Annotated in this window: 24 protein-coding genes and 1 pseudogene; 10 read left to right on the forward strand and 15 right to left on the reverse strand. The window is 70.4% G+C overall.

Annotated elements, in window-relative coordinates; all coding sequences use genetic code 11:
• Positions 1 to 88: 88 nt before the first annotated feature.
• From OG972_RS16625 to OG972_RS16635, 3 genes are all read right to left on the reverse strand, one after another.
• Positions 89 to 1,642, reverse strand: coding sequence for an ABC transporter substrate-binding protein (locus tag OG972_RS16625; RefSeq protein ID WP_266982359.1), 1,554 nt, complete (start codon positions 1,640 to 1,642; stop codon positions 89 to 91).
• 209 nt (positions 1,643 to 1,851) lie between these two features.
• On the reverse strand, positions 1,852 to 3,150 hold the full coding sequence (locus tag OG972_RS16630; RefSeq protein WP_266982361.1) for a metallophosphoesterase: 1,299 nt from the start codon (positions 3,148 to 3,150) through the stop codon (positions 1,852 to 1,854).
• A 91-nt stretch (positions 3,151 to 3,241) separates the two neighbouring features.
• Positions 3,242 to 3,487: an SCO4848 family membrane protein gene (locus OG972_RS16635; RefSeq protein WP_266982362.1), complete on the reverse strand. Its 246-nt coding sequence runs from the start codon at positions 3,485 to 3,487 to the stop codon at positions 3,242 to 3,244.
• A gap of 121 nt (positions 3,488 to 3,608) precedes the next feature.
• Here OG972_RS16635 and OG972_RS16640 point away from each other — a divergent pair, with 121 nt between their 5' ends.
• Positions 3,609 to 4,889 (forward strand): D-alanyl-D-alanine carboxypeptidase, encoded by a 1,281-nt coding sequence (locus tag OG972_RS16640; protein ID WP_323135874.1) that lies wholly within the window; start codon positions 3,609 to 3,611, stop codon positions 4,887 to 4,889.
• Here the strand turns inward: OG972_RS16640 and OG972_RS16645 are convergent.
• The 3 genes and pseudogenes from OG972_RS16645 to OG972_RS16655 all read right to left on the reverse strand — a co-directional run bounded on the left by OG972_RS16645 (position 4,837) and on the right by OG972_RS16655 (position 6,348).
• Positions 4,837 to 5,766, reverse strand: coding sequence for a YihY/virulence factor BrkB family protein (locus OG972_RS16645; RefSeq protein ID WP_266982364.1), 930 nt, complete (start codon positions 5,764 to 5,766; stop codon positions 4,837 to 4,839). The two genes, OG972_RS16640 and OG972_RS16645, sit on opposite strands and share 53 nt — an antisense overlap.
• 185 nt (positions 5,767 to 5,951) lie before the next feature.
• A pseudogene (locus OG972_RS16650) lies at positions 5,952 to 6,095 on the reverse strand (decaprenyl-phosphate phosphoribosyltransferase); the annotation flags it as partial.
• 112 nt (positions 6,096 to 6,207) lie between these two features.
• Positions 6,208 to 6,348, reverse strand: coding sequence for a hypothetical protein (locus OG972_RS16655; RefSeq protein ID WP_266982366.1), 141 nt, complete (start codon positions 6,346 to 6,348; stop codon positions 6,208 to 6,210).
• Between the two features lie 156 nt (positions 6,349 to 6,504).
• Here OG972_RS16655 and OG972_RS16660 point away from each other — a divergent pair, with 156 nt between their 5' ends.
• Together OG972_RS16660 and OG972_RS16665 are read left to right on the forward strand one after the other, a co-directional pair.
• A complete protein-coding gene (locus OG972_RS16660) occupies positions 6,505 to 7,854 on the forward strand; it encodes an FAD-binding oxidoreductase (protein ID WP_266982368.1) in 1,350 nt (449 codons plus the stop codon).
• A gap of 55 nt (positions 7,855 to 7,909) precedes the next feature.
• Positions 7,910 to 8,665: a decaprenylphospho-beta-D-erythro-pentofuranosid-2-ulose 2-reductase gene (locus OG972_RS16665; protein ID WP_266982370.1), complete on the forward strand. Its 756-nt coding sequence runs from the start codon at positions 7,910 to 7,912 to the stop codon at positions 8,663 to 8,665.
• Positions 8,666 to 8,685: 20 nt separating this feature from the next.
• On the opposite strand, the gene OG972_RS16670 is transcribed toward OG972_RS16665, so the two are convergent.
• Both OG972_RS16670 and trpS read right to left on the reverse strand, forming a co-directional pair.
• Complete coding sequence (locus OG972_RS16670) at positions 8,686 to 9,276, reverse strand: 2'-5' RNA ligase family protein (protein ID WP_266982372.1); 591 nt, start codon at positions 9,274 to 9,276, stop codon at positions 8,686 to 8,688.
• A gap of 141 nt (positions 9,277 to 9,417) precedes the next feature.
• The gene (gene trpS / locus OG972_RS16675) at positions 9,418 to 10,431 is read right to left on the reverse strand and encodes a tryptophan--tRNA ligase (RefSeq protein WP_266982374.1); all 1,014 of its coding nucleotides are present in this window, start codon (positions 10,429 to 10,431) and stop codon (positions 9,418 to 9,420) included.
• Positions 10,432 to 10,663: 232 nt separating this feature from the next.
• On the opposite strand from trpS, the gene OG972_RS16680 reads away from it, so the two are divergent.
• The 4 genes from OG972_RS16680 (at position 10,664) to rocD (ending at position 14,287) form a co-directional block, all read left to right on the forward strand.
• On the forward strand, positions 10,664 to 11,215 hold the full coding sequence (locus tag OG972_RS16680) for an RNA polymerase sigma factor (protein WP_266990535.1): 552 nt from the start codon (positions 10,664 to 10,666) through the stop codon (positions 11,213 to 11,215).
• On the forward strand, positions 11,212 to 12,033 hold the full coding sequence (locus tag OG972_RS16685) for a hypothetical protein (protein WP_266982376.1): 822 nt from the start codon (positions 11,212 to 11,214) through the stop codon (positions 12,031 to 12,033). Before OG972_RS16680 ends, OG972_RS16685 begins: the two co-directional genes overlap by 4 nt.
• A 108-nt stretch (positions 12,034 to 12,141) precedes the next feature.
• Positions 12,142 to 12,969 (forward strand): hypothetical protein, encoded by an 828-nt coding sequence (locus OG972_RS16690; protein ID WP_266982378.1) that lies wholly within the window; start codon positions 12,142 to 12,144, stop codon positions 12,967 to 12,969.
• Between the two features lie 112 nt (positions 12,970 to 13,081).
• Positions 13,082 to 14,287 (forward strand): ornithine--oxo-acid transaminase, encoded by a 1,206-nt coding sequence (gene rocD, locus OG972_RS16695; protein ID WP_266982380.1) that lies wholly within the window; start codon positions 13,082 to 13,084, stop codon positions 14,285 to 14,287.
• 173 nt (positions 14,288 to 14,460) lie between these two features.
• Here the strand turns inward: rocD and OG972_RS16700 are convergent, their stop codons facing one another.
• Together OG972_RS16700 and OG972_RS16705 are read right to left on the reverse strand one after the other, a co-directional pair.
• Entirely contained in the window at positions 14,461 to 15,654 is a 1,194-nt protein-coding gene (locus tag OG972_RS16700; protein ID WP_266982382.1) for a glutathionylspermidine synthase family protein, read from the reverse strand.
• Positions 15,655 to 15,660: 6 nt separating this feature from the next.
• Positions 15,661 to 15,936, reverse strand: a complete 276-nt coding sequence (locus tag OG972_RS16705) for a hypothetical protein (RefSeq protein ID WP_266982384.1) — start codon at positions 15,934 to 15,936, stop codon at positions 15,661 to 15,663.
• Between the two features lie 123 nt (positions 15,937 to 16,059).
• Here OG972_RS16705 and OG972_RS16710 point away from each other — a divergent pair, with 123 nt between their 5' ends.
• Positions 16,060 to 16,914, forward strand: a complete 855-nt coding sequence (locus OG972_RS16710; protein ID WP_266990536.1) for a hypothetical protein — start codon at positions 16,060 to 16,062, stop codon at positions 16,912 to 16,914.
• 31 nt (positions 16,915 to 16,945) lie between these two features.
• On the opposite strand, the gene OG972_RS16715 is transcribed toward OG972_RS16710, so the two are convergent.
• Positions 16,946 to 18,349: a PLP-dependent aminotransferase family protein gene (locus tag OG972_RS16715; protein ID WP_266982386.1), complete on the reverse strand. Its 1,404-nt coding sequence runs from the start codon at positions 18,347 to 18,349 to the stop codon at positions 16,946 to 16,948.
• A 47-nt stretch (positions 18,350 to 18,396) separates the two neighbouring features.
• Here OG972_RS16715 and OG972_RS16720 point away from each other — a divergent pair, with 47 nt between their 5' ends.
• Positions 18,397 to 18,909 (forward strand): carboxymuconolactone decarboxylase family protein, encoded by a 513-nt coding sequence (locus tag OG972_RS16720; RefSeq protein ID WP_266982388.1) that lies wholly within the window; start codon positions 18,397 to 18,399, stop codon positions 18,907 to 18,909.
• 70 nt (positions 18,910 to 18,979) lie between these two features.
• Positions 18,980 to 19,708 carry an isocitrate lyase/phosphoenolpyruvate mutase family protein gene (locus OG972_RS16725; protein ID WP_266982390.1) on the forward strand — a complete coding sequence of 243 codons (729 nt, stop codon included), beginning with the start codon at positions 18,980 to 18,982 and terminating at the stop codon, positions 19,706 to 19,708.
• Between the two features lie 16 nt (positions 19,709 to 19,724).
• On the opposite strand, the gene OG972_RS16730 is transcribed toward OG972_RS16725, so the two are convergent.
• The 4 genes from OG972_RS16730 to OG972_RS16745 all read right to left on the reverse strand — a co-directional run bounded on the left by OG972_RS16730 (position 19,725) and on the right by OG972_RS16745 (position 25,175).
• Complete coding sequence (locus OG972_RS16730) at positions 19,725 to 21,125, reverse strand: radical SAM protein (RefSeq protein WP_266982391.1); 1,401 nt, start codon at positions 21,123 to 21,125, stop codon at positions 19,725 to 19,727.
• Positions 21,126 to 21,274: 149 nt separating this feature from the next.
• Positions 21,275 to 22,264 (reverse strand): malate dehydrogenase, encoded by a 990-nt coding sequence (locus OG972_RS16735; protein ID WP_266982393.1) that lies wholly within the window; start codon positions 22,262 to 22,264, stop codon positions 21,275 to 21,277.
• Between the two features lie 182 nt (positions 22,265 to 22,446).
• On the reverse strand, positions 22,447 to 23,493 hold the full coding sequence (locus OG972_RS16740; RefSeq protein WP_266982395.1) for an XRE family transcriptional regulator: 1,047 nt from the start codon (positions 23,491 to 23,493) through the stop codon (positions 22,447 to 22,449).
• 461 nt (positions 23,494 to 23,954) lie between these two features.
• Positions 23,955 to 25,175, reverse strand: coding sequence for an NADP-dependent isocitrate dehydrogenase (locus OG972_RS16745; RefSeq protein WP_266982397.1), 1,221 nt, complete (start codon positions 25,173 to 25,175; stop codon positions 23,955 to 23,957).
• Between the last annotated feature and the right edge of the window lie 133 nt (positions 25,176 to 25,308).

Genomic DNA, 25,308 nt, shown 5'->3' on the forward strand with positions numbered 1-25,308 from the left:
GGAGACCCCATCCAAGGACGTCCGGCCGCCTCGCGATCGCACGCACCGGACGACACTTCCCATGGGGCAGACATTGCCGGTCACGGCACTAGATCCAGTTGAGTTCCCACAGCCGCCAGATGCCCGTGCCGTCCGACAGGTACTGCGAACCGGAGACATCGGTCTTGCTGACGACGTAGTCCTTCTTCTGCCACAGCGGCACGAGCGGCACGTCCTCGCCGACCAGCGCCTGGAGCTCCTTGAAGTCCGCCGAGGTACGGCTGCGGTCGCTGTACTGCAGCGTGGCCGTGATCAGTTCGTCCATCTTCTTGCTGGTGTAGCCGTTGTGAAGGCTGCTGTCGCGGCCGACGAGCGGCTGGCTGAAGGTGTCGGGGTCCGGGTAGTCGGGCAGCCATCCGACGGTGTACGCGTCGTACTTGCCGGCCGCGTAACCCTTCTGGAAGTCCTGCCAGTCCACAGCCTTGACCGAGACCTTGAACAGCCCGTCCGCCTCCAGCTGGCGGCGGAGCTCGGCGGTCTCCTTCGTGTACGCGTCGTCGGCGCGGTAGGCGAAGGTGATGTGCAGCGGGGTCTGCACGCCCGCCTCCTGCATCAGCCGCTTGGCGCGCGCCGGGTCGGGCGCCGGGTAGGCGTCGAAGAACGGCGTGCTGTGCCCGATGTAACCCTGCGGGATCAGCGAGTAGAGCGGTTCGACGGTGCTCTTGTAGACATCCGCCACCAGCGGCCCGCGGTCGATGATGGACGCGATGGCCTGCCGGACCTTCTTGTCGGCGAGGGGTGACCCGGCGCGCACGTTGAAGACCAGGTTGCGGATCTCGGCGCTGTCCGCCTCGGTGATGCGCATGTCGGGGTCGCCGGGGTTCAGCTCGGCGAGCGTGGACGGCGGCAGCTGCCGGTGCGTCACATCGACCTGTCCGGACTTCCAGGCCGCCAGGAGCTCGTCCGACTGCTTGTAGTAGCGGACGGTGACGGGGACGCCGGTCTTCTTCAGCGCGCCCTTGTACCGGGTGTTCGGGACCAGCTCCGCCTCGACGCCCGGTTCGTACGACTTCAGGACGTACGGCCCCGAGCCGTCGACCGTGGTTCCGGTGCGGAGCTTGTCCGCCGGATACTCGTTGCGGTCGACGATCGAACCGGCTCCGGTGGCGAGCTTCTGCGGGAAGGTCGCGTCACGCGAGGAGAGGTTGAAGGTGATCGTGCGGCCTTCGGACACCACGTTCTTGAGGCTGGGGAACAGGACCGACGGACCGACGTCCGTCTTGATCTTGATCATGCGCTCGATGGAGTACTCGACATCGGCGGCGGTCATCTTCCGGCCGCTGGCGAAGGTCAGGTCGTCGCGCAGTTTGCACTGGTACGTCTGGAGCTTCTGGCCGATGAACCCACAGCTCTCGGCGGCGTCCGGCTCCGGGACGATCGCCCCGGACTTGAACGTCATGAGGGACTGGTAGAGGTTGCTGTACATCGCCCAGGAACCGGCGTCGTACGCACCGGCCGGATCGAGGGACGTCACCTCGTCCGTCGTCCCGACCATGATCGGATCGGACTTCGCCTCGTTCGAGGGAAGCAACTGCCAGGCGACGACGCCTGCGATGACCAAAACCGCGAGAATCGCGAGAATCCGTAGCCGGATCGACCGCATTGCCGTGCTCTCCCTTAACAGCCCCACCTGGGCAGATGTGCTCAGAAACGCACATCACCGTGCTCACGGTCAGCCAATCACACGATTTTCACATCTGGAAGAGGAAATCTGTATCTCATAGCCTTTTGTTCGACAGTTGAAACCTCAGTCAGGCCGAACGGCTGAAAACTGTGGAGAGACCGTGCAGTTGAGTCGTCCCTTTTATGCCGTTACGCCTGACGGGACGCCAGGTGGACGACGGTGATGTCGGAAGGGGCGCCGACCCGCACGGGCGGACCCCAGGCACCCGCACCCCGGGAGACGTACAACTGGGTGTCGCCGTAGCGCTCCAGGCCGGCGACCGTGGGGTTGGCGAGTTCGGCGACGTAGTTGCCCGGCCAGAGCTGGCCGCCGTGGGTGTGGCCCGAAAGCTGGAGATCCACGCCGTACGCGACCGCGTCGTCGATGACGACGGGCTGATGGGCGAGGAGGACGGAGGCGCGGGTCAGGTCCCGGTCGCCCAGGGCGCGCTCGAAATCCGGACCCTGCCCCTCGCTCTCACCGGCGACGTCATTGACCCCGGCGAGATCGAAACCGTCGATCTCGACCCGGGCGTTCTCCAGTGGGTGCAGCCCCAATTCCCTTACGTGATGGACCCATTGCGCCGCACCGGAGAAATACTCATGGTTGCCGGTGACGAAGAACGCGCCATGGCTGGCCTCAAGCCGGGCGAGCGGCTCGGCGGCCGGGCCGAGGTCGGCGACGGAGCCGTCGACGAGGTCCCCGACGACGGCGATCAGGTCGGGCTGGGTCCGGTTGATCGTGTCGACGATCCGCTGGGTGTGGGCGCGGCCCAGGATCGGGCCGAGGTGGATGTCGCTGACGACAGCGATCCGGAAGCCGTGTGCGGCGCGGGGCAGTTTGGCGAGCGGGACGGTGACCTGCTTGACGCGCGGACCGCGCAGCACGCCGTAGGTGCCGTACCCGACGGTGCCGAGCCCGGCGACGGCGGCCGCGCCCCCGACGGCGCGTGCGACGAACAGGCGGCGGGAGGGGTCGGCGGGGGCAGTGACGGGGGCGTCGGCGACGAGGGTGGCAGGGGTTCCGCTCACGGGCGCAGGGGCCGGGGAGATCCCTGCCGCGGGTGCTTCGACCGGAGATGAAAGGGGTTCGGCCGAATCGTTCCCGGCAGCAGTACCGCCGCCCGCCCGGCGCGTGAGGACCCGCCGCAGAACAGGCCGTACCGCCTCGCCCACCAGCAGAGCCAGCGTCAGGTACAGCAGCGCCGCCAGCCACAGATAGCCCGGCCAGGCCAGCACCTGCTGCAGCCAGAACGGGGCGCCCGCCCGCCCGGAGACCAGGGCGCCGACGCTCAGCAGCGGCAACAGCCAGACCGCCGCCGTGCCCACCCGGCGCAGCGTGCCGTCCGGGGCCGTCGTGTCGGCGACGAAGCGGCGCCACACATAGCGGTGCACACCGACGAGCAGCGCGAGGACCGCCAGCGCCACCAGAACGAAGACCACTGCCACGTGCACTCCCCCACCCATGTGCGGCTCTCCGTACGCCTGCGCCTTGTGCGCCGACGCTTCGTACGCCTATGTCCGGCCGCCGCCCGGCCGGTTATGAACGTTCGCGGTGCAGCGCCCTGAGTCCGCGGAACCCGATCAGACCGACCGCCGTCCCCAGGAGAAAGGACGTGATGGCGAGCAGCAGATGCACCCAGAAGTACGCAGTCGGGTCACCCGCGTCGTCGAAGGCAAGTCCACTGCCGTCTTTCCATAGATTCTTGGCGAAAGTGACCCAAATGACCCAGCTCCACACCCCGAAGGCGAGCAGGAACCAGGAAACGGGGCGGCTGAGCTTCATGGATCCAGTATCGCCACCACGCTCCGGCCGGAGCGCCCGGGGTGGGCTGTCCCAGCGTCGCGGACGGCCGGTCAGCAGGTCCACAACACTCGTCACATCATCAGCCTGTACGTTTTCGACCGTGCCCGCTCTGAAAAAGACCGCGCTGACGGTCATCTCCGCCGCCCTGTTGTCCACTTTTGTCATCAGTCCCGCGTCAGCGGTCGACAAGGACACCGCCGACGACCCGAAGCCGACCGCCCCGATGTCGAAGGTCGGCGGCGCGCAGCTCGGCCGGGTCGGCACCCAGGTCGAACTGGGTCCCGGCGCCCCGGTGCTGCCGAAGGACCTCACCGGGCGGTCCTGGATCGTCGCGGACGCGGAGAGCGGTGAGGTGCTCGCCTCGCACAACTCGCACTGGCGGCTGCCCCCCGCGTCCACCCTGAAGATGCTGTTCGCCGACACGGTCATGGACTCGCCCGAACTGCTGCCGAAGACCCGGCAGCACAAGGTGACGGACGAGGACCTCGCCGATGTCGGCGAGGGCAGCAGTCTGGTCGGCGTCAAGGAACATCTGACCTACACGGTCCACGACCTGTGGCTCGGTGTCTTCCTGCGCTCCGGCAACGACGCGGTACATGTGCTGTCCGCGATGTACGGAGGCGTGCCCCGGACCGTCGCCGCCATGCAGGCACACGCCGAGGAGCTGCAGGCCCTCGACACGAACGTCGTGTCTCCCGACGGTTACGACGCACCCGAACAGGTCTCCAGCGCGTACGACCTCACCCTGTTCGCCCGCAGCGGGCTGCAGAAGGAGGACTTCCGCGAGTACTGCTCGACGGCCACGGCCGACTTCCCCGGGGAGAAGAAGAAGGGGAAGAAGCGCGGGACCTTCGAGATCCAGAACACCGACCGGCTGCTCACCGGCGCCGACGGCGTCGAGCCGTACAAGGGCATCGCAGGCGTCAAGAACGGCTACACCACGCATGCGGGCAACACCTTCACGGGCGTCGCCGAGCGCAACGGCAAGGTGCTGCTCGTCACCGTCATGAACCCGTCGTCGAAGGAGCCCCACGCCGTCTACAAGGAAGCCGCGAGCCTGCTCGACTGGGGCTTCGACGCGGCCGGCAAGGTGACCCCGGTCGGCGAACTGGTCCCCCCGAAGTCCGCACAGACGGGCACCGGGAAGGGCACGGAATCGGCCAACGGCAACAGCGCCTCGGGCGCCTCCGGCTCGGGAAGCGAGGATGCGGGCAAGCACGGTCCGGCCGCCACCGGGGCGGCGGCCACCAAGGGCTCCAGCGGGGTCGGGATCGCACTGGGGATCGTCGGCGGAGTGCTGGTGCTGCTGGCCGGCGGCGTGTTCCTGGTCAACCGGCGCTGGCCGTTGCCGGACCTGGTGCGCCGCCTCCCTCGCCGCTGACGTCCGCGACGCCCGCCCTGATGTCCTTGCTGCTCGGCGTCGCCGTCCAGGCGGCGCAGAACAGCAGCAGCCTCGCCGTGAAGTTGATCCACAGCAGGAGGGCGATCGGCACACCGAAGGCGCCGTACATGCTCTTCGACGCGACACCCTTCATATAGCTGCCGAGCAGCAGCTTGAGGAGTTCGAAGCCGATCGCGCCGATCACCGCCGCTGTGAGCAGCCTGCGCCGCGGTGGCTTCACGCCCGGCAGCAGTGTCAGCAGATAGAGCAGCAGCAGGAAATCGGCCACAGCCGCCACGAGCAGGGCCACGGTCTGCAGCAGCGCTCCGCCCGCGCCATGGTCGGGGATGCCCAGGAGGCCGGCGGTCCAGCCGACCGCGGTGGAGCCCGCCGTGGAAGCGGCAAGGGTGACAAGCGCGGCTCCGCCGAGGCCGATCAGCAGTCCGGCGTCCTTGAGCTTACGGACGACCGGATTGCCCTCGTCCACATCGTCCTTCTCCCAGACCGCGCGCAGACAGCCCCGCATCGCGCCGATCCAGCCGACGCCGGTGAAGAGCAGCAGCGCACCGGCGACCAGCCCGACCGTGCCCGCATTGGCCACCAGATTGCTGATGCCCAGCTGGTCGGAGATGCCCGGCACCTGGTCGGCGATCGACCTCTCGATCTTGTGCAGCTGCTCGTCGGAGAGCAGCGCGGCGCCGATCGCCGCGCCGACCGCGATCAGCGGGAAGAGCGCCAGGAAGCTGATGAAGGTGATCGCGGCGGCGAGCCTGGTCCAGTGGACCAGGTCCAGCCGTTCGTACGAGCGCCAGGCGTGCGTCAACATCAGCCGGGCGACGAGTGGCCCGATGACGGGAAGATTCTTCAGCCAGTCCATGACGTGCGCGTACCCTCCTGGGCGCGGAAAACCGGTGTACGGGCCCGGGCGCGCTGGCGCCGGGGTGGTGTCGGGCCGAGCCCGTGGGCGACACGGCCGGACGGACCAACTGCACCACAGAGCCGCGGGCGTCGACGGCGACCAACACCCGGTACGGCCGAGGCGGAACCCGGCAGGCGGGACCCTCACAGGTCGGCGACCGCCAGTCCGTACGGGGCCATCCGCACCAGCCCGATGACGGCGAACGCCCGGTCTCCCGGCACCACGTCCTCGGGGGTGCCGGGCGTGCCGTGGCCGGCGAACACCGCGTACCGCAGCACCGCCAGGACGGGCGGCGTCATCGGCGGCGGACGCCGGGGCAGCGGGCTCCCGTCGGCCGTGCCGCCGCTCTCCGGCGGCACACCCGGAGGCAAGGGCCACGGCCCCGGCTGCCGGTCGGTCCTAAGCCCCGCGGCCGGCCGGAGGGCGCTGTGCGCCGGCCGGGGAGAGCGCGCGGGCGGCGGTGACCACGCGGGGATCCGTACCGCAGTCGCACAGCGGGGCGAGTACCCATCGGTCGGCGAAGAGCCTCGCATCGCGCATCCGGCACCCCCCTTCCGGGTCTTCCCGAAGCGAACTCTTCTGGTCAGCAAAGGAAGTTGCGCGTCATTGACGAGCGAAACTCCTTCAATCACCCGTTTCGGTGAGCTATGTAACAAATCCCTCAAAGGTGTTTTCTCGGGCGATACGGTCACCACCATGTCTGTCGACACCGTCTCCCTGACCGGCTGGGGCCGTACCGCTCCGACGACCGCCCTGCGGTTCCGTCCCCGTACGTACGAGGAGGCGGCGGTCGCGGTGCGCGGCTGCGGACCCCGCGGTTCCATCGCACGCGGTCTGGGCCGGGCCTACGGCGACGCGGCACAGAACGCGGGCGGCTCCGTCCTCGACATGACCGCGCTGAACCGGATCCGCACCATCGACGCCGCCACCGGTCTGGTGGTGTGCGACGCGGGCGTGAGCCTGCACCGGCTGATGGAGGTACTGCTGCCGCTCGGCTGGTTCGTGCCGGTGACTCCCGGGACCCGTTACGTCACCGTGGGCGGAGCGATCGGCGCCGACATCCACGGCAGGAACCATCACATCTCCGGCTCCTTCTCCCGCCACGTGCAGGACATGGAGCTGCTGACCGCCGACGGCGGGATCCGTACGGTCCGGCCCGGCACCGCTCTCTTCGACGCGACCGCGGGCGGCATGGGACTGACCGGGGTGATCCTCTCGGCCACGCTCCGGTTCCAGCCCGTCGCGACATCACTGATGTCGGTCACCACCGAACGGGCTGTCGATCTGGACGACTTGATGGCCCGGCTCACCGCCTCCGACCACCGCTACCACTACTCAGCCGCCTGGATCGACCTCCTCGCACGGGGCAGGGCGACCGGGCGGTCCGTACTCACCCGAGGGGAGCACGCGCCCCTGCATGTGCTCCCGGCGCGCGCCCGGCGCACACCGCTCGCGTTCCGCCCGGGACAGCTGCCCGTCGCGCCCGCGCTCGTACCGCACGGACTGCTCGGCCGTACCTCTGTCGCCCTGTTCAACGAGCTCTGGTACCGCAGGGCCCCCACGTACCGCATCGGCGAACTCCAGAAGCTGTCCACGTTCTTCCACCCGCTGGACGGCGTGCCGCACTGGAACCGGGTGTACGGCCGCCGCGGCTTCGTGCCGTACCAGTTCGTCGTCGGATTCGGGCAGGAGGAGGCACTGCGCCGGATCGTGCGCCGGATCTCGCGACGGCGCTGCCCGTCGTTCCTGGCCGTACTCAAACGGTTCGGGAACGGCGATCCGGGCTGGCTTTCGTTCCCGATGCCCGGCTGGACGCTCGCCCTCGATCTGCCCGCCACGCTGCCGGACCTGGCCCGCTTCCTCGACGAGCTGGACGAGGAGGTCGCGACGGCCGGCGGCCGCGTCTACCTGGCGAAGGATTCCCGGCTGCGGCCCGAGACGCTGGCCGCGATGTATCCGCGGCTGCCCGAATTCCGGGCGCTGCGCGCCGAACTGGACCCGGACGGGGCGTTCCGTTCGGACCTCTCCCGCCGCCTCGGCCTCTGAGCCCACGCACTGCCCGCTCCCTCCTCCCCCGCCGCCCCCCGCTAGGAGTGTTTTCGTGAAGGACGCCTTCGGTGCCCCGCAGTCCCTGCTCGTCCTCGGTGGGACGTCGGCGATCGGGCTCGCCACCGCGCGCCGGCTGATCGCCCGCCGCACCCGCACGGTCTGGCTGGCCGGACGCCCCTCCCCCGCCCTGGAATCGGCCGCGGCCGAACTGCGGGAACTGGGTGCGTACGTCCGTACCGTCGCCTTCGACGCTCTCGACTCCGAGTCCCACGAGACCGCTCTCGGCAAGATCTTCACCGAGGGCGACATCGACATGGTGCTGCTCGCGTTCGGCATCCTCGGGGACCAGGGACGCGACGAGGAGGAACCGCTCTCAGCGGTCCGGGTCGCCCAGACCAACTACACCGGCGCCGTCTCCGCCGGACTGGTGTGCGCCGGCGCACTCCAGGCGCAGGGGCACGGATCGCTGGTGGTGCTGTCCTCGGTGGCGGGTGAGCGTGCCCGGCGCGCCAACTTCATCTACGGGTCGAGCAAGGCGGGCCTGGACGCGTTCGCCCAGGGGCTGGGAGACGCGCTGCACGGCACGGGGGTGCATGTGATGGTCGTACGCCCCGGCTTCGTACGGTCGAAGATGACGGCGGGGATGCCGGAGGCACCGCTCGCGACAACCCCGGACGCGGTCGCGGAGGCGATCGTGACGGGACTGCGGCGGCACTCGGAGACGGTGTGGGTGCCGGGGGCACTGCGGGTGGTGATGTCGGCGCTGCGGCACGTGCCGCGGCCGCTCTTCCGGCGTCTGCCGGTCTGAGCGCACCGCTTACGGAAGCCTCAGGGCCGCAGGGACGGCTCGTCCACGGAGCTGCCGCCCTGCGCGGGCACGGCGGGCGCGCCGCCCTCGGCCCCGAACGGGAACTCGTTGATCTTGCGCCAGACGGCGTCCGGGCCCTGTTCGTACAGCGCAAAGGAACCGCAGGTCCAGGACGCCTCGTAGTCGGCGAGCTCCTCGTACGCCCGGTCCATCGCCTGCTCCGGGATGTCGTGCGCCACGGTCACATGCGGGTGGTACGGGAACTGCAGCTCGCGGTTGAGCGGGCCGGACGCGTCCCGCACCCGCTTCTGCAGCCAGGAGCAGGCAGACGCGCCCTCGACGACCTGGACGAAGACGACCGGCGACAGGGGGCGGAAGGTCCCCGTGCCGGACAGCCGCATCGGGAAGGGACGGCCGCCTGTCGCGATCCCCGCGAGATGCCGCTCGATCGCGGGCAGGTCGGCCGCCTCCGCCTCGGTCGGCGGGAGAAGCGTGACGTGGGTGGGAATGCCGAATGCGGCAGGATCCCCGAAGCTCGCGCGCCGCTCCTGGAGCAGGCTGCCGTAGGGCTCCGGGACCGCGATCGAAACGCCGAGCGTGACGGTCCCCACGTCGTTCTCCTCACTCTTCGAAGTCGGTGACCGGCGTGCCGTCGTCACCGCGGTCGATGGCTGGATTCAGACCATCACCGGGGTTGGTCTCCCACCGCCAGTGTGCAGCCTGGAGCGGTCATCTCGCCAGGGTCCTTGGACTCAGTGCTTCGCAGGCAGAAAGCCCATCCGGTCGTACGTCCGGGCCAGGGTCTCGGCGGCCACCGCCCGGGCCTTCTCCGCGCCCTTGGCCAGGATCGAGTCCAGTGTCTCCGGGTCGTCGAGATATTCCTCGGTACGGGTCCGGAACGGTGTGACGAACTCGACCATGACCTCTGCGAGGTCGGTCTTCAACGCACCGTAGCCCTTGCCCTCGTACTTCTGCTCCAGATCCGCGACACCCACGCCGGTGAGGGTGGAGTAGATGGTCAGGAGGTTGCTGACTCCTGGCTTGTTCTCGACGTCGTACCGGATGACCGTGTCGGTGTCGGTGACCGCACTCTTGACCTTCTTGGCCGTGGTCTTCGGCTCGTCGAGCAGGTTGATCAGGCCCTTCGGCGTGGACGCCGACTTGCTCATCTTGATCGACGGGTCCTGCAGGTCGTAGATCTTCGCCGTCTCCTTGAGGATGTACGGCGCCGGAATGGTGAACGTGTCACCGAACCGGCCGTTGAAACGCTCGGCGAGGTCGCGGGTGAGCTCGATGTGCTGGCGCTGGTCCTCGCCGACCGGCACCTGGTGGGCCTGGTAGAGCAGGATGTCCGCGACCTGGAGGACCGGGTACGTGAAGAGGCCGACGGTCGCCCGGTCGGCGCCCTGCTTGGCGGACTTGTCCTTGAACTGCGTCATCCGGGAGGCCTCGCCGAAACCGGTGAGGCAGTTCATCACCCAGCCGAGCTGGGCGTGCTCCGGGACATGGCTCTGGACGAAGAGCGTGCAGCGCTCGGGGTCGAGACCGGCGGCCAGCAGCTGGGCGGCGGCGAGCCGGGTGTTCGCACGCAGCTCCGCGGGATCCTGCGGAACGGTGATCGCATGCAGGTCCACAACCATGTAGAAGGCGTCGTGGGACTCCTGCAGCGCCACCCACTGGCGGACTGCGCCGAGGTAGTTGCCGAGGTGGAACGAGCCTGCGGTGGGCTGGATTCCGGAGAGCACGCGGGGGCGTTCAGAGGCCATAGAACTCATTGTCTCAGGTACGGAACCGATCTCCGGCAGCCGGTGTATGAAAGGTGTGAGGACGCAGGAGGGGGCCCTGCAGAGGGGCCGGGAGGGGGGCCGCGCCGTCGAGGACAGGGGTGCGGACCGCGCTCCCGGGCGTGCCGGAGGGCAGGCCGAGGGGCGGACCGAACAGCGGACCGGGACCCGTGCCGAGGCGCCGGAAGGGGCGCCGGCAGAGGGCGAGGCCGCGGTGATCGCTCGTGTGCGCGCCGGAGAGGCGGAGGCATACGCGCAGCTGGTGCGCGCCCACACGGGCGTCGCGCTGCGGGCCGCGGTCGCCTTCGGGGCGGGGGCCGAGGCGGAGGATGTGGTGCAGTCCGCGTTCTTCAAGGCGTATCAGTCGCTCGGGCGATTCCGGGAAGGCGCGGCGTTCCGTCCGTGGCTGCTGCGGATCGTCGTGAATGAGACGAGGAACTCACTCCGGTCGGCGGGCCGGGCGCGGGCCGTGGCCGGGCGCGAGGCGGTGCTGCGGGGAGCCGAGCCGGTGATACCGGAGTCGGCGGATCCGGCGGTGGCGGCGCTCGCGGAGGAGCGGCGGACGCTGCTGACAGCCGCGCTCGACGAGCTGAGCGAGGAGCATCGGCAGGTGGTCACCTACCGATACCTGCTGGAGATGGACGAGGCGGAGACGGCGCGGACGCTGGGCTGGCCGCGGGGGACGGTGAAGTCCCGGCTGAACCGTGCGCTGAAGAAGCTGGAGAAGAAGCTCGGGACCGGGGTGGGAGGGGGTGACATGGGATGACGGGTGTGAATGATCCGGACCGGGCGCGCCTGCGGGCGGAGCTGCTGGCGCTGGGGCGCGGGATGGAGGTCCCGGAGCCGGAGGACGGCGGGCTGACGATGGCCGAGCGGGTGCTGGCGCAGATCGTCGCCGAAGCGGTCCCGGTGCCCGTGCCGATACCCCCGGGACGGCTGGAGCGGGCCGGGGCGTGGGCCCGCCGACGGGGCCGTCTGATGGCCGCGGCTCTCTCGGGTCTCCTGATCGTGCTGGTGCTGACGCCTCCGGTGCGGGCGACGGTCGCCGACTGGTTCGACTTCGGCGGGGTGGACGTGCGGTACGACCCGTCCGCGCCGGTCCCCGCGCGGCCGGGAGCGCCGGTGCCGGGCTGTGGCACCCCGGTGACGACGGAGGAGGCGGCGCGGCGGTCGGGCTTCCGGCCGGTCGTGCCCGGGGCGCTCGGTGCGCCGGACGCGGTGTCCGTGTCGGGGCTGCCGGAGGGCCGGTGGATGGTCACGCTGTGCTGGCAGGAGGAGGGGCGGACGATTCGGCTCGACGAGTTCGCGGCGCCGCTGGATCCGTACTTCACCAAACAGGTGCGGGAACAGCCGGAGTGGCTGAAGGTGGCCGACGGCCGCGGCGGCGCGGTGGACGGCCTCTGGTTCGCGAGGCCGCATGTGCTGCGGTTCGGCATGGTCGACGGGGACGGCGTGCGGTGGTCACGGTCCCAACGGACTGCTGGACCCACCCTGTTGTGGGTGAAGGACGGGCGGATGACACTGCGGCTGGAGGGCGTGGCATCGCGGGAGCGGGCCCGTTCGGTCGCCGGTTCCGCGCTCTGACGGTCCGGAAAACCGGTCGGCCCGGGAGGGGAACCTACGGGGCCCGGGCGGTGTACCAGAGGTGACACGGTACGGGCGGTCCGTACCGGACAGCGCAAGGGGGACGTCATGCGAAAGCCAGGAGGCCGGCTCGCGGAAGAACAGCCAGGCGTTCGATCCACCCGGCGGCCGGTGGGCTGCTTCCGATTTCTGCGACGGCTGGCCGTGTCGGCGGCGGCGGTGTGCGGGCTGAGCCTCTGTCTCGCTCCGGGTGCGGTGGCGGGCGGGCCGACGACGGTGCTGGTCGCCTCACCGGACAGCGGGAAGGCGACCGCGCTCTCCGTCTCGGATCCGAGGTACACCAGGCTGGAGGCGCTGCTGGGCCCAGCGGGCGAAGGCGACAAGGAGCGGCCCCAGAGCCTGGACGGGGCGGTGGGGACGCGGCAGATCAATGTGACCTGGATGGTCCACGACCTGGAGCCGATGCGGACCGACCGGGTCTTCCCGGGAGACGATCCGGACACGGTCTGGATACACACGGCCTCCGAAGTTCCCTATACCTACCGCGGGTACTGGCACCGGGCGAAGAAGCCGGCGGAGCTGGTCGCGCTGTTCAAGCAGCTCGGGCTGCTGGGGAAGAAGAGCAGCGAGGAGGCGTACGCGGCGCTGTTCCCGCAGCCGTGGGAGGACAGCGGGCAGTCCGCTCCGCTGGGCCGCGCGGCGGGCCCCGCACCGGCACCGTGGCCCGCCGCCTCCGCGTCCGCTGCCCCGGCGGCGGCCCGGGCAGTCGGCTCGTCCGACCGCTTCAACGGTGTGTGGTGGGCCGTACCCGGGCTGGTGGCAGGGGCGGCGCTCGCCCTGGCCCTGCGGCCACTGGCGGCCCGTCGAGGCGGCGGCGGAGGCGGGGGCCGGTACGGCCGGGAGACCGGTCCACGTCAGGAGCTCCTCGACCTCTGACTGCGCAAACGCATGGGCGCGCCGTGGATTGAAGGTTTCCTCCCCGAGGATCCGACCGACGATACAAAGTGGGCGTTACCCCAGCCCACGCCGCACGACGAACGGAGATCCCGTGTCGACCACGGAAACTGCCATCGCCTCCGCCGAGGCGCACAGCGCGCACAACTACCATCCGCTTCCGGTCGTCGTCGCCTCGGCGGACGGCGCCTGGATGACCGACGTCGAGGGTCGGCGGTACCTCGACATGCTTGCGGGCTATTCGGCGCTCAACTTCGGCCATGGCAACCGGCGTCTGATCGAGGCCGCCAAGGCGCAGCTGGACCGGGTGACCCTGACCTCGCGCGCCTTCCACCACGACCGGTTCGCCGATTTCTGCACGCAGCTCGCCGAGTTGTGCGGCATGGAGATGGTGCTGCCGATGAACACGGGGGCGGAGGCCGTGGAGACGGCGGTGAAGACCGCTCGCAAGTGGGGCTACCAGGTCAAGGACATCCCGGACGGCATGGCGAAGATCATCGTCGCCGCGAACAACTTCCATGGCCGGACGACGACCATCATCAGCTTCTCCACGGACCAGGAAGCTCGGGCGGACTTCGGCCCGTACACGCCGGGGTTCGAGATCGTGCCGTACGGGGACCTCACCGCGCTCCGTGCGGCGATGACCGAGAACACCGTGGCGGTCCTGATGGAGCCGATCCAGGGCGAGGCCGGGGTGCTGGTGCCGCCGCCCGGCTATCTCCCCGGGGTCCGCGAGCTGACCCGAGAGCGGAATGTGCTGTTCATCGCGGACGAGATCCAGTCGGGTCTGGGCCGGACGGGCAAGACCTTCGCCTGTGAGCACGAGGGCGTCGTGCCGGACATGTACGTGCTCGGCAAGGCGCTGGGCGGCGGCGTGGTCCCGGTGTCGGCCGTCGTCTCGTCGGCCGAGGTGCTGGGGGTCTACCGGCCCGGTGAGCACGGTTCGACGTTCGGTGGGAATCCGCTCGCCTGCGCGGTTGCACTGGAAGTCATCGCGATGCTGCGTACCGGTGAATTCCAGCAACGGGCGACGGAGTTGGGTGACCACCTCCATCAGGAGCTGGGGCTGCTGGTGGGCGGCGGCGCCGTGGAGGCGGTGCGGGGCCGTGGGCTGTGGGCGGGCGTGGACATCGTCCCGAGCCGTGGCACGGGCCGGGAGATCTCCGAGAAGCTGATGGACCGCCGGGTGCTGGTCAAGGACACCCACGGTTCGACGATCCGGATCGCCCCGCCCCTGGTGATCAGCAAGGAGGACCTGGACTGGGGCCTGGAGCAACTCCGGGAGGTGCTGCGCGGCTGACCGGACGCGCATGTCGCCCCCGGCCGGCACTCGGAGCAAACCCGGCCGGTGGGCGCACCGGAGTGGCGTCCGGCTGATTGAGGACGAGGCGGGCACTGGACGCCCCGGCCGACTCGTGACGAGCTCCCCGCCCCGTGCCCCCGCCCCGGCCCTCGGCCCCGGTCGGTGCCGCGCTAGAGGATGACGTGGGGCAGGAAGCGGGCGTACTCGTCCGTGACCAGCCCCGCCGATTCCCGGATGCCGAGCCCTGCCGCCTCGTCCTCGACGACCCAGGCACCGAGCACCACCCGATTGCCGTCGAAGTCCGGCAGAGGCGCCAACTCCTGGTAGCAGCACGGCTCGTCCCGTATCGCCGCGGGGCTTCCCGGTTCATGGATCGTGACACCGGCGCCCTCACGGCCGAGCAACGGCTTGGCGACATAGCCACGGCCGCCCTTCCCGTCCGCGGCCAGTTCGCGGGGGCCGTCCAGATAGGAGGGCAGCAGATTCGGGTGGCCCGGAAAGATCTCCCAGAGGATGGCCAGCAGCGCCTTGTTGGAGAGGAGCATCTTCCAGGCGGGCTCGATCCAGCAGGTGGTGCCGGTTCCGCCCCCGTTGTCGAGGGTGTCCAGGACATGCGGGCCGAAGCGGTCGGTCGCCAGCCACTCCCACGGGTACAGCTTGAAGCAGCTGCGGATGAAGCGGAGCCGCTCGTCGACGAACCGTCCGGTCAGCCGGTCCCAGCCGATCTGTTCGACGGAGAGTGCCTCGGTGTCGATCCCGGCCTGTTCGGCGGTCTCGCGCAGATACGCGACCGTCATCAGGTCCTCGCCGAGTTCGTCTCCTTCGGAGTGGGCGAAGTGCAGCGGCCCCGGTGGCAGCAGTGCGGCCTGCCGCTTCCATGCGGCGACGAGACGCTCGTGAAGGGAGTTCCACTGGTCGGCGTCCGGGAAGCGGTCCTCCATCCAGAACCACTGGGCGCTGGCTGCCTCCACGAGTGAGGTGGGGGTGTCGGCGTTGTACTCCAGCATCTTCGCCGGGCCGGTCCCGTCGTAACGCGGGTCGAACCGGCCGTACAGGGAAGGCAGTTCGGCGCGGCGCTGCCAGGATTCGGTGATCAGGGCGGCCAGTCGGCGGTCGGTGATGCCGAGCTCGGTGAAGCGGTCCTGGTCGACGATGTGCGAGGCGGCGGCCAGACACATGGTGTGCAGTTCCTCGACGACGTCCTCCAGTGCCTCGACCTCGGGCAGCGAGAAGACGTAGTAGGCGCTCTCGTCCCAGTACGGGCGCAGGGATCCGTCCGGGTAGCGGGTCAGCGGGTAGACGATCCCCTGCTCTTCGACCGTCTCCTGCCAGCCGGGGCGCGGTTGTGCGGTGCGGCGTTCCATGACCGGTCAGCCACCGCTCGTGCCGGAGCAGCCGAAGCCGCCGCGGTCGACGGCGGACTTGTTGAAACTGCCGCCCTGCACGGTGCCGCCCTTGGAGGTGCCGCCGTAGTAGTAGTCGCCCTTGCCGCTGCTGTTCTTGCACTCGTAGCTCGGCAGCTTGGAGTGGGTGACCGGGTCCACGCACCGTTTGTCCGGCTCCGAACCGCAGGAGGTGATCGCCGCCGCGAGAACGCCCATGGAACCGAGCACCACCGTGCTCGACCTCAACCTGCGCTTGGCCATTTTCCTGTCTCCCCGTTGTCCGGTTCACGCCATAGGAACGTTCGTCAGATTAGAGGGCTGCTGGATTCGGCCGGAACCCGGTGGGCCGGGACCCCCACGTAGAGTCCCCATGTGCTCTTCGGGATGATCTGCGCGCTCGGATCCGCGGTCTGCTTCGGTACGGCCTCCGTCCTCCAGGCCGTAGCCGCGCGGGCCGCCGCCGGGCCGGGGTCCGGTGCGGGGGTCGATCCGGCGCTGTTGCTGCGTGCCGTGCGGCAGTGGCGCTACATGGCCGGACTCGCTCTCGACAGCTGCGGTTTCGTCCTCCAGATCATCGCCCTGCGCTCCCTGCCGATCTATGCGGTGGGCGCCGCCCTCGCCGCAAGTCTCGCGGTGACAGCCGTGGTCGCCGCGCGCCTGCTGCACGTGCGGCTGAGCCGTACCGAGTGGGCCGCCGTCGGCGTGGTCTGCGCGGGTCTCGCCATGCTGGGGCTCGCCTCCGGCGGCGAGGGCGACCGGACCGGCTCGACCGCCCTGCGCTGGTGGATGCTCGGTATCGCACTGGGTGTCCTGCTGATCGGCGCGGCGGCCGGGCGGCTGCCGGAGAAGCCGCGCGCACTGGTGCTGGGGCTGGGGGCAGGGTGCGGTTTCGGGGTGGTCGAGGTCGCTGTGCGGCTGATCGACGACATCTCGCCGTCCGCGCTGGTCGCCAACCCGGCGACGTATGCGCTGCTGTTGGGCGGAGGTGCGGCGTTCCTGCTGCTCACGTCCGCGCTGCAGCGGGGCTCGGTGACGACGGCGACGGCCGGCATGGTGATCGGCGAGACGATCGGCCCGGCGCTGGTGGGCGTCGTCTGGCTCGGGGACCGTACGCGGGAGGGTCTCGGCTGGCTGGCGGTCACCGGATTCGCGGTGGCGGTCGCGGGCGCGCTGGCGCTGACCCGGTTCGGCGAGGCCCCGGCGGACACCCCCGGGCCGGCCGTCCCGGGCGCACGGTAGGGCGTACTGCGCCGGTGCGCTCTCCCCGTCCCTACGGGAGCACCCGGCAGAGCGCCTCCAGCGTTCCTGCCCAGGCGCTGTCGGTCGGCGCCCCGTAGCTGATGACCAGGGCGTCGCTGCCCGCCTCCGCGTCCGTGTGCCGGAAGCGCGCCAGGCCCTCCAGTGCCAGGCCCTGCCAGGCGGCGGCCTGGATCACCGCCCGCTCGGTGCCCTCCGGAAGTTCGACCACGGCGTGCAGACCCGCGGCGATCCCGCTGACGCGGAGCGCGGGGGCATGTTCGGCGAGCGCCGCGACGAGCTGGTCGCGGCGGCGCCGGTAGCGCAGCCGCATGGAGCGCACGTGGCGGTCGTAGGCACCGGACTCGATGAACTCCGCGAGCGTCAGCTGGTCCAGCGTGCTCGACACCCAGTCGACCTGCCCCTTGGCCTCGGTCACCTCCCCCACCAGCCCCGGCGGCAGCACCATCCAGGCCAGCCGCAACCCCGGCGCCAGGGACTTGCTGGACGTCCCCAGGTAGACGACCCGTTCCGGGTCGAGGCCCTGGAGGGCGCCGACCGGCTGCCGGTCGTAGCGGAACTCCCCGTCGTAGTCGTCCTCCAGGATCAGCCCGCCCGTGCCCCGCGCCCAGTCGACCGCCGCGGCCCGCCGGTCCGGATGGAGCGGGACCCCCGTGGGGAACTGGTGCGCGGGCGTCATCAGGACCGCGCCCACCCCGCGCATCCCGGCCAGTTCCCCGGTCCGGGAGCCGAGTCCGTCGAGCGGCAGGCAGGGGGTGCGCAGTCCGGCGTCAGCGAGCAGCTTCCAGTGCATGTCCAGTCCGTACGACTCGACGGCCACCTCGCGCACCCGTCGCTGCCGCAGCACCTTCCCCATCAGCATCAGGCCATGGACGAAGCCGGAACAGATCACGATCCGCTCCGGGTCCGCGTACACGCCGCGCGCCCGCGCCAGATAACCGGCCAGTACGGTGCGCAGCTCGATGCGTCCGTGCGGATCGCCGTATCCGAAGGCGTCGTTGGGCGCGGCGGTCAGGGCGCGCCGGGCCGCCTTGAGCCAGTCGGCGCGCGGGAACGTGGAGAGATCCGGCGAGCCGGGCATCAGGCTGTACGCGGGCCGTCGGCGCACCGGCCTGGAACGCGGCGCCGTCGTGGCCACCGGACGCGGTTCGGCCCGCTGCGCGACCCTCGTACCGGAGCCCTGCCGGGCGGTGAGCCACCCCTCGGCGACCAGTTCGGCGTAGGCGTCGGCGACGGTGTTCCGGGCGATACCCAGGTCCGCGGCGAGGGTGCGGGAGGACGGCAACCGGGTACCGGGTGCCAGCCGCCCGGTCCGTACGGCCTCCCGCAGCGCGTCCATCAGCCCGGCCCGCAGCCCTGCCGCACCGGTCGGGTCGATGTGCAGGTCGGCTCCGAAAGTGGCCCAGGAATCCGTCATGGAAATGGACCATACCCGTGCGCCATCCACCCCGTAGCGTCGTACCCATGACCACGAACGAGCACTCCCACCCGAGCTCCGACCACGCCCCCGAGCACAGCGCCCGCCTGCACTGGGCCCAGCTCGCCCCCGATGTCTACAAGGCCATGGTCCGGCTGGACGCCGCGTCCCGTAAGGGCCTCGACCCGGTCCTCGCCGAACTGGTGAAGGTCCGCGCCTCGCAGCTGAACCACTGTGCGTTCTGCCTCGACATGCACACCAAGGACGCGCTCGCGGCGGGCGAGTCCGTCGAGCGGATCGTTCAGCTCAGTGCGTGGGAGGAGTCGCAGCACTTCTACACGGAGAAGGAGATCGCGGCGATCGAACTGACGGATGCCGTGACGGTCCTGACCGACGGTTTCGTGCCGGACGAGGTGTACGAGAAGGCCGCGAAGCACTTCGAGGAGGCCGAGCTCGCCCAGCTGATCGCCGCCATCACGGTGATCAACGCCTGGAACCGGTTCGGTGTGACCACCCGGATGGTCCCGGGTCACTACACCCCGGGCGCCAGCAAGCACTGACCCGGATCCGGCAGATCCGGTCCGGGCCGCGCCCCGGTCCGTCAGCTCACCCCACCCCAGGAGCCCCGCGATGACTGTGTCCGTCCTCCGCGCGCTGCACCACGGCCGCGCCCCCGGCGATCCGCTGGTCCTCCCCGGCCCGTGGGACGCCGCGAGCGCCCGCGTCTTCGCCGACGCGGGCTTCCCGGCGCTCGCCACCCCGAGCGCCGGGGTCGCGGCCTCGCTCGGGTACGAGGACGGGGCGACGCCCGCCGCCGAGATGTTCGCGGCCGTCGCCCGGATCGTGCGCGCCGTCCCCGTACCCGTGTCGGCGGACATCGAGGCCGGTTACGGACTGCCGCCGAAGGAGCTCGTGGAGCGTCTTCTGGCCACCGGAGCGGTCGGCTGCAATCTGGAGGACTCCGCGGACGGTGTCCTCCTCGACCCGCAGCGGCAGGCGGACCGGCTGGCGGAGGTACGGGCGGTGGCGGGCGAGGACCTCTTCGTCAACGCCCGCGTCGATACGTACGTACGCGGCGTCCCGGACGGCACGGACCCGGAGGCGGAGACGATCGCCCGCGCCCGGCTGTACGCGGCGGCCGGCGCGGACTGCGTCTACCCGATCGCCGCGCCGCCCGAGTCCCTTCCCCGCCTGGCCGCCGCCATCGCGGCCCCGCTCAACGCACTGGCGCTGCCGGACGGCCCGACCCCGCGCCGGCTCGGCGAGCTGGGCGCCACGCGCATCACCTTCGGCCCCGGCCTGCAGCGCCGGGCCATGGCAGCCGTGCGGGAGATGGCCGACCGGCTGCACGCCGGCTAGCCGGCCGGGCGGCGCATCACCGCGAGTCGGGCGAGCCGGCCGTGGCCTGTCGTCCGCCGAAGGCCGCCAGGGTCCGCTCCAGCATGGGCATGGCCCGCACCACGTTGCGGGAGCGGATCAGGGCGTCCCAGGCGGGTTCGAACTTCTTCCAGCCGCCGGCGTACGCCAGGTGCCGCAGCCGCTCGTGCGTGCCCGGCTGGGCGGACGCGCCGCGCCAGATGTTGGACCACCGGTAGAAGTCCCGGTAGGCGCGCCAGTAGCCGTCCTCCAGCTGACGCGGAGTCATCCCCGTCGGCCGGTACACGACATGGCGGGTGTCGTAGAGGTCCCAGTCCCGATGGACGATCCGGTCCTCGGCCTCCATCTGCTTCCACAGACCGGTGGACGGGTACGGCGTCATGATGTGGAAGGTGGCCGTCTCGATGCCCTGCTCGACGGCCCACTCCACCGTACGGTCGAAGACGTCCGGCCCGTCGTGGTCGAGTCCGAAGACGAAGCTGGCGTTGACCATGACACCGGTGTCGTGGAGCCGGCGGACGGCGGCGGCGTAGTCCTTGCCGATGTTCTGGTCCTTGCGGCGCTCGGCGAGATTGGCGCTGTTGACGGTCTCGAAGCCGACGAACAGGCTGCGCAGTCCCGCGTCGACGGCCCGTTCCAGCAGATCCGGCTGGAGTACGGACTTGACGGTTCCGGCCGCCTGCCAGAGCCTCCCCATGCCGGCCATCCCGTCGAAGAGCGCCTCCGCGAAGCGCCGGTTTCCGAGCAGATGGTCGTCGAGGAAATACAGATGGCGGCCGGGCAGCCGCTCGATCTCGGCGAGGGCGTCGTCCACGGCCTGGGTGTAGAAGGACTTGCCGCCCTCGAAGAAGGCGTCCTTGTAGCAGAAGTCGCAGTGGTGCGGGCAGCCGCGCGAGACGACGATCGAGTTGGGCACCAGATACAGGTGGCGCTTGATCAGATCCCTTCGCACAGGGGGCAGTCCGGCCAGCGTGCGCAGTGTGGAGTCGTAGCGGCGGCCCGGCACACCGTCCCGGAACTCCTTCAGGAAGAGGGGCCAGGTGTCCTCCCCCGGCCCGGTGAAAATCGTGTCGGCGTGCTCCGACGCCTCGTCGGGGAGCGAGGTCACGTGCAGGCCGCCCATGGCGACGTGCACGCCACGGGCGCGGAAGTGGTCGGCTATCTCGTAGCCGCGCCGGGCGGAAGTGATGTACGGCTGGACGACGAGCAGGTCGGGGCTGTCGAGCGCCTCGATGTCGACCCGCTCGACATGTTCGTCGAGGAGCGTCACCTCGTCGTCCGGGTCCAGGTAGCCGGCGAGGGTCGCCAGGCCGAGCGGCGGGAAGAGCGAGTACTTGATGGGCCGGAAGAGCGGGCTGGTCGCCTCGGTCAGGGCCGGAAGAATCATCGTCACACGCATGACCACACAGACCCGGTCGGGGCGCGATCAGTTCCCGGGCGGGGCGTACGGGTCCGCATACACGGCCGCCCCCGGCAGCAACGGCTGCCGGGGGCGGTGAGGTACGCGAAGGACGTACGGGCCGGATCGGGAACGACCGGATCCGACGGTCAGATCAGGCCGAGCTCGCGGACCGCGTCGCGCTCCTCGGTGAGCTCCTGCACCGACGCGTCGATGCGCGCGCGGGAGAACTCGTTGATGTCCAGGCCCTGGACGATCTCGTACTTGCCGTCCTTCGTGGTGACCGGGAAGGACGAGATGAGGCCCTCGGGCACACCGTAGGAGCCGTCCGACGGGATACCCATCGAGGTCCAGTCGCCGGCGGCGGTGCCGTTGACCCAGGTGTACACGTGGTCGATGGCGGCGTTGGCGGCCGAGGCGGCCGAGGACGCGCCGCGGGCCTCGATGATCGCGGCGCCGCGCTTGGCGACGGTCGGGATGAAGGTGTCGGCCAGCCACGCCTCGTCGTTGACGAGCTCGGCGGCGTTCTTGCCGGCGATCTCCGCGTGGAAGATGTCCGGGTACTGGGTCGCCGAGTGGTTGCCCCAGATCGTCAGCTTCCTGATGTCGGAGACGGCGGCACCGGTCTTGGCGGCCAGCTGCGAGATCGCGCGGTTGTGGTCCAGGCGGGTCATCGCGGTGAAGCGCTCGGCCGGTACGTCCGGGGCGGCGGCCTGCGCGATGAGCGCGTTGGTGTTGGCCGGGTTGCCGACGACGAGGACCTTGATGTCGTCCGCGGCGTTGTCGTTGATGGCCTTGCCCTGCGGCTTGAAGATGCCGCCGTTGGCGGAGAGCAGGTCGCCGCGCTCCATGCCCTTCGTGCGCGGGCGGGCGCCAACGAGCAGGGCGACGTTCGCACCGGCGAAGCCGACGTTGGCGTCGTCCGTGATCTCGATGTTGCGCAGCAGCGGGAAGGCGCAGTCGTCGAGCTCCATCGCGGTGCCCTCGGCGGCCTTCAGCCCCTGCGGGATCTCCAGGAGGCGCAGGTTGACCGGCACGTCCGGGCCGAGCAGGTGGCCGGAGGCGATGCGGAAGAGCAGCGCGTAGCCGATCTGGCCGGCTGCGCCGGTCACGGTGACATTCACGGGAGTGCGGGTCATGGCGATCTCCGTTAGACAGCTGGCGGTGGGGGTCCCTGCCCCTGGTGCTGGATATCCCCTGAATCTTGATGTGAAGAGATATCCAGCGATCAGGCTATCCGACCCGGGACCTCCCGGCCGCCCGGCCCCCTGTGGCACCGCACACAGCCGGTCACTCACCGCTCACCGAACCCCGCCCGTTCTCACTCGGCGGCGGCGGTGGTGCACCCCTTCGTACCGGAGGCGAGGGTCGCGCATGCCCTGGCGTCGGCGGCCTTCTTCACTGCGACCATTGGGGTGTACGCGTCCGCGTCGGCGTCGACCGTGCCGTCCTGCCGCGCGGCAGCGCCCGCGGTGATCCGTACCGTGTCCCCCCGGACGGCATCGGTGATGCGGGCCCACGCCGCGCCACACGTCCTGCTGTAGCGCACCTCGACGAGGCTTCCGCCGACCGTGGCGCTGGAGACCGTACGCGCGGACCGGCCGCCGCACCCCATGCCCTCCGGGTCCCGGCCCGTGCAGTCGGCGCCGCTGCACCCGACCCCGGCGGGCGGTGCGGACGCACCGGTCGTCGACGATGCGGACGACGGGTCGGCCGCGGCCTTCCCCCCGTTGTCGTCGCCGCCCGGACGGGTCAGGAGTACCGCGGCGGCCAGCACCAGCAGTGCGCCCACCACACCGGTGACCAACAGGGTCAGCCTGCGGCGGTCGGCCGGCTCCCTCCGGGCGCCGTCGGGCCGGCGCGGCCGGTTCTCCGACTCCGGCGCCCGTGGTGCGTTCCCATGCTGGATCGGTACGGATGGCGGGCGGCCCCCGCCGCCCGCACCCGCGCCTTCACCCTCGTCCACGGCCGTGCCGGTGGTCCGGCCGCCGAAGCGGCGGCTCCTGTCGTCGCCCAACGGGTTCGGCCCGAACTCGCCGAGCGCCGCACGCGCCTGCGCGACCCGGATGCCTTCCATCGTCAGGTCGTGGCGCATCTCGGAGCGGCTCCAGGCCCGCTCCGCCAACTCCCACATGGTGGCCAGATGCGCCTGGTCGGTGCCCGTGACCTCGGCCAGAGCGACGATCGCCCCTTCGGGCGCGAGCAACCGCCCGTTCAGATAGCGCTCCCACGACGTCTTGCTGTAGCCCGTGCGGTCGGCCACCGCTGCGACACTCAGCCCGGTGCGGTCGATGAGCCTGCGCAGCTGGCCCGCAAACTCCCTCACCTGCGGGTCGAGTTCATCCGGTAATGCCTTCCAACGAGGCATTGTTCCCCCCTCCGTTCCCCCGAACGTGCTTGGCGTGCCCCGCCCTTCCGTCGCCCTGTCGTTCCCCCTGCCCCGATACGGCGGTCACCGTTCCGGACTACCCAGAAGGATGCCCGGAGGCAGGCTGCCAGTTCCGGGAGAGGTGGCGCACGGTGGCATTCCGGGGGTCGGCGAGCGCCCTCGCGCGCCCCCTTCCGTGGTGCTCCGTCGCGCCGGACCGCCACCGTTGCGCAGCGATCACACCGTGGCGGAATGGTCACTTCCGTGCCACAGGCCCCTGACCTCCCTTGATCCCTGACACTCCGTCGACAAAGCTGACGTCAGGTCGGGGCAGGGCCGCTCAAGTCGCCACGCTCCGGGGACATCTGTGCTCCGGTGGGCTCCGGCCTCGGGTGTCCGTCCCTTCTCGGGGGAGGGGACGGACACCACAGATCAGCGTGCGGGCAGTCGGGGCGAGGCCATCAGAGCGACGCGATCTTCTTCTGCAGGTTCACATCGAGCACGTCCAGAAACTCCTCCGTGGTCAGCCACGGGGCGTCCGCGGAGATCAGCCGCGCCAGGTCCTTCGTCATCCGACCGCCTTCCACGGTCTCGACGCAGACCCGCTCCAGCGCTTCGGCGAACGCGACCACCTCGGGCGTGCCGTCCAGTCTGCCTCGGTGGGCGAGTCCGCGGGTCCAGGCGAAGATCGACGCGATCGGGTTGGTCGACGTCGCCTCGCCGCGCCGGTGCCGGCGGTAATGACGGGTGACCGTGCCGTGCGCGGCCTCCGCCTCGACGGTCCTGCCGTCGGGGGACGTCAGCACCGAAGTCATCAGGCCGAGCGAGCCGAACCCCTGCGCGACGACGTCGGACTGGACATCGCCGTCGTAGTTCTTGCAGGCCCAGACATAGCCGCCCTCCCACTTGAGCGCCGAGGCGACCATGTCGTCGATCAGGCGGTGCTCGTAGGTGAGACCCGCCTCCGCGAAGTCCGCACCGAACTCGGTGTCGAAGACTTCCTGGAAGATGTCCTTGAAGCGGCCGTCGTACGTCGTGAGGACGGTGTTCTTCGTCGACAGGTACACCGGGTAGGCGCGCGCCAGTCCATAGCGGAACGAGGCACGCGCGAAGTCGCGGATCGCCTCGTCGTGGTTGTACATCGACAGCGCGACACCGGCACCCGGGTACTCGTGGACCTCGACCTCGACGGGCTCGGAGCCGTCCTTCGGCGTGTAGGTCATGGTGAGGGTCCCCGGGCCGGGGATGTTCAGTTCGGTGGCGCGGTACTGGTCGCCGAAGGCGTGCCGTCCGACGACAACGGGCTTGGTCCAGCCCGGGACGAGCCGCGGCACGTTCTGCATGATGACCGGCTCGCGGAAGACGACGCCGCCGAGGATGTTGCGGATGGTGCCGTTCGGCGAGCGGTACATCGCCTTGAGCCCGAACTCCTCGACCCGCTCCCTGTCCGGCGTGATCGTGGCGCACTTGATGCCGACGCCGTACTTCTTGATGGCGTGGGCGGCGTCGACCGTCACCCGGTCGTCGGTGGCGTCCCGGTGCTCGATGCCCAGGTCGAAGTACTTCAGCTCGATATCGAGGTACGGCAGGATCAGCCGGTCCTTGATGAAGGACCAGATGATGCGGGTCATCTCGTCGCCGTCGAGCTCGACGACGGGGCTGGCTACCTTGATCTTGGCCATGGAGCGGACACATCCCTCTCACGCTTCGAGGATTTATCTCGATGCCAAGATACTCGACATCGAGATACATGGTGGCGGCTTTCTCCCCTGCACAGAACCGCGGCCCCCTCGCACCGGTCGGGTGCGAGGGGGC

This window comes from Streptomyces sp. NBC_01669 (assembly GCF_026339735.1).
GTDB classification, from domain to species: domain Bacteria; phylum Actinomycetota; class Actinomycetes; order Streptomycetales; family Streptomycetaceae; genus Streptomyces; species Streptomyces yanii.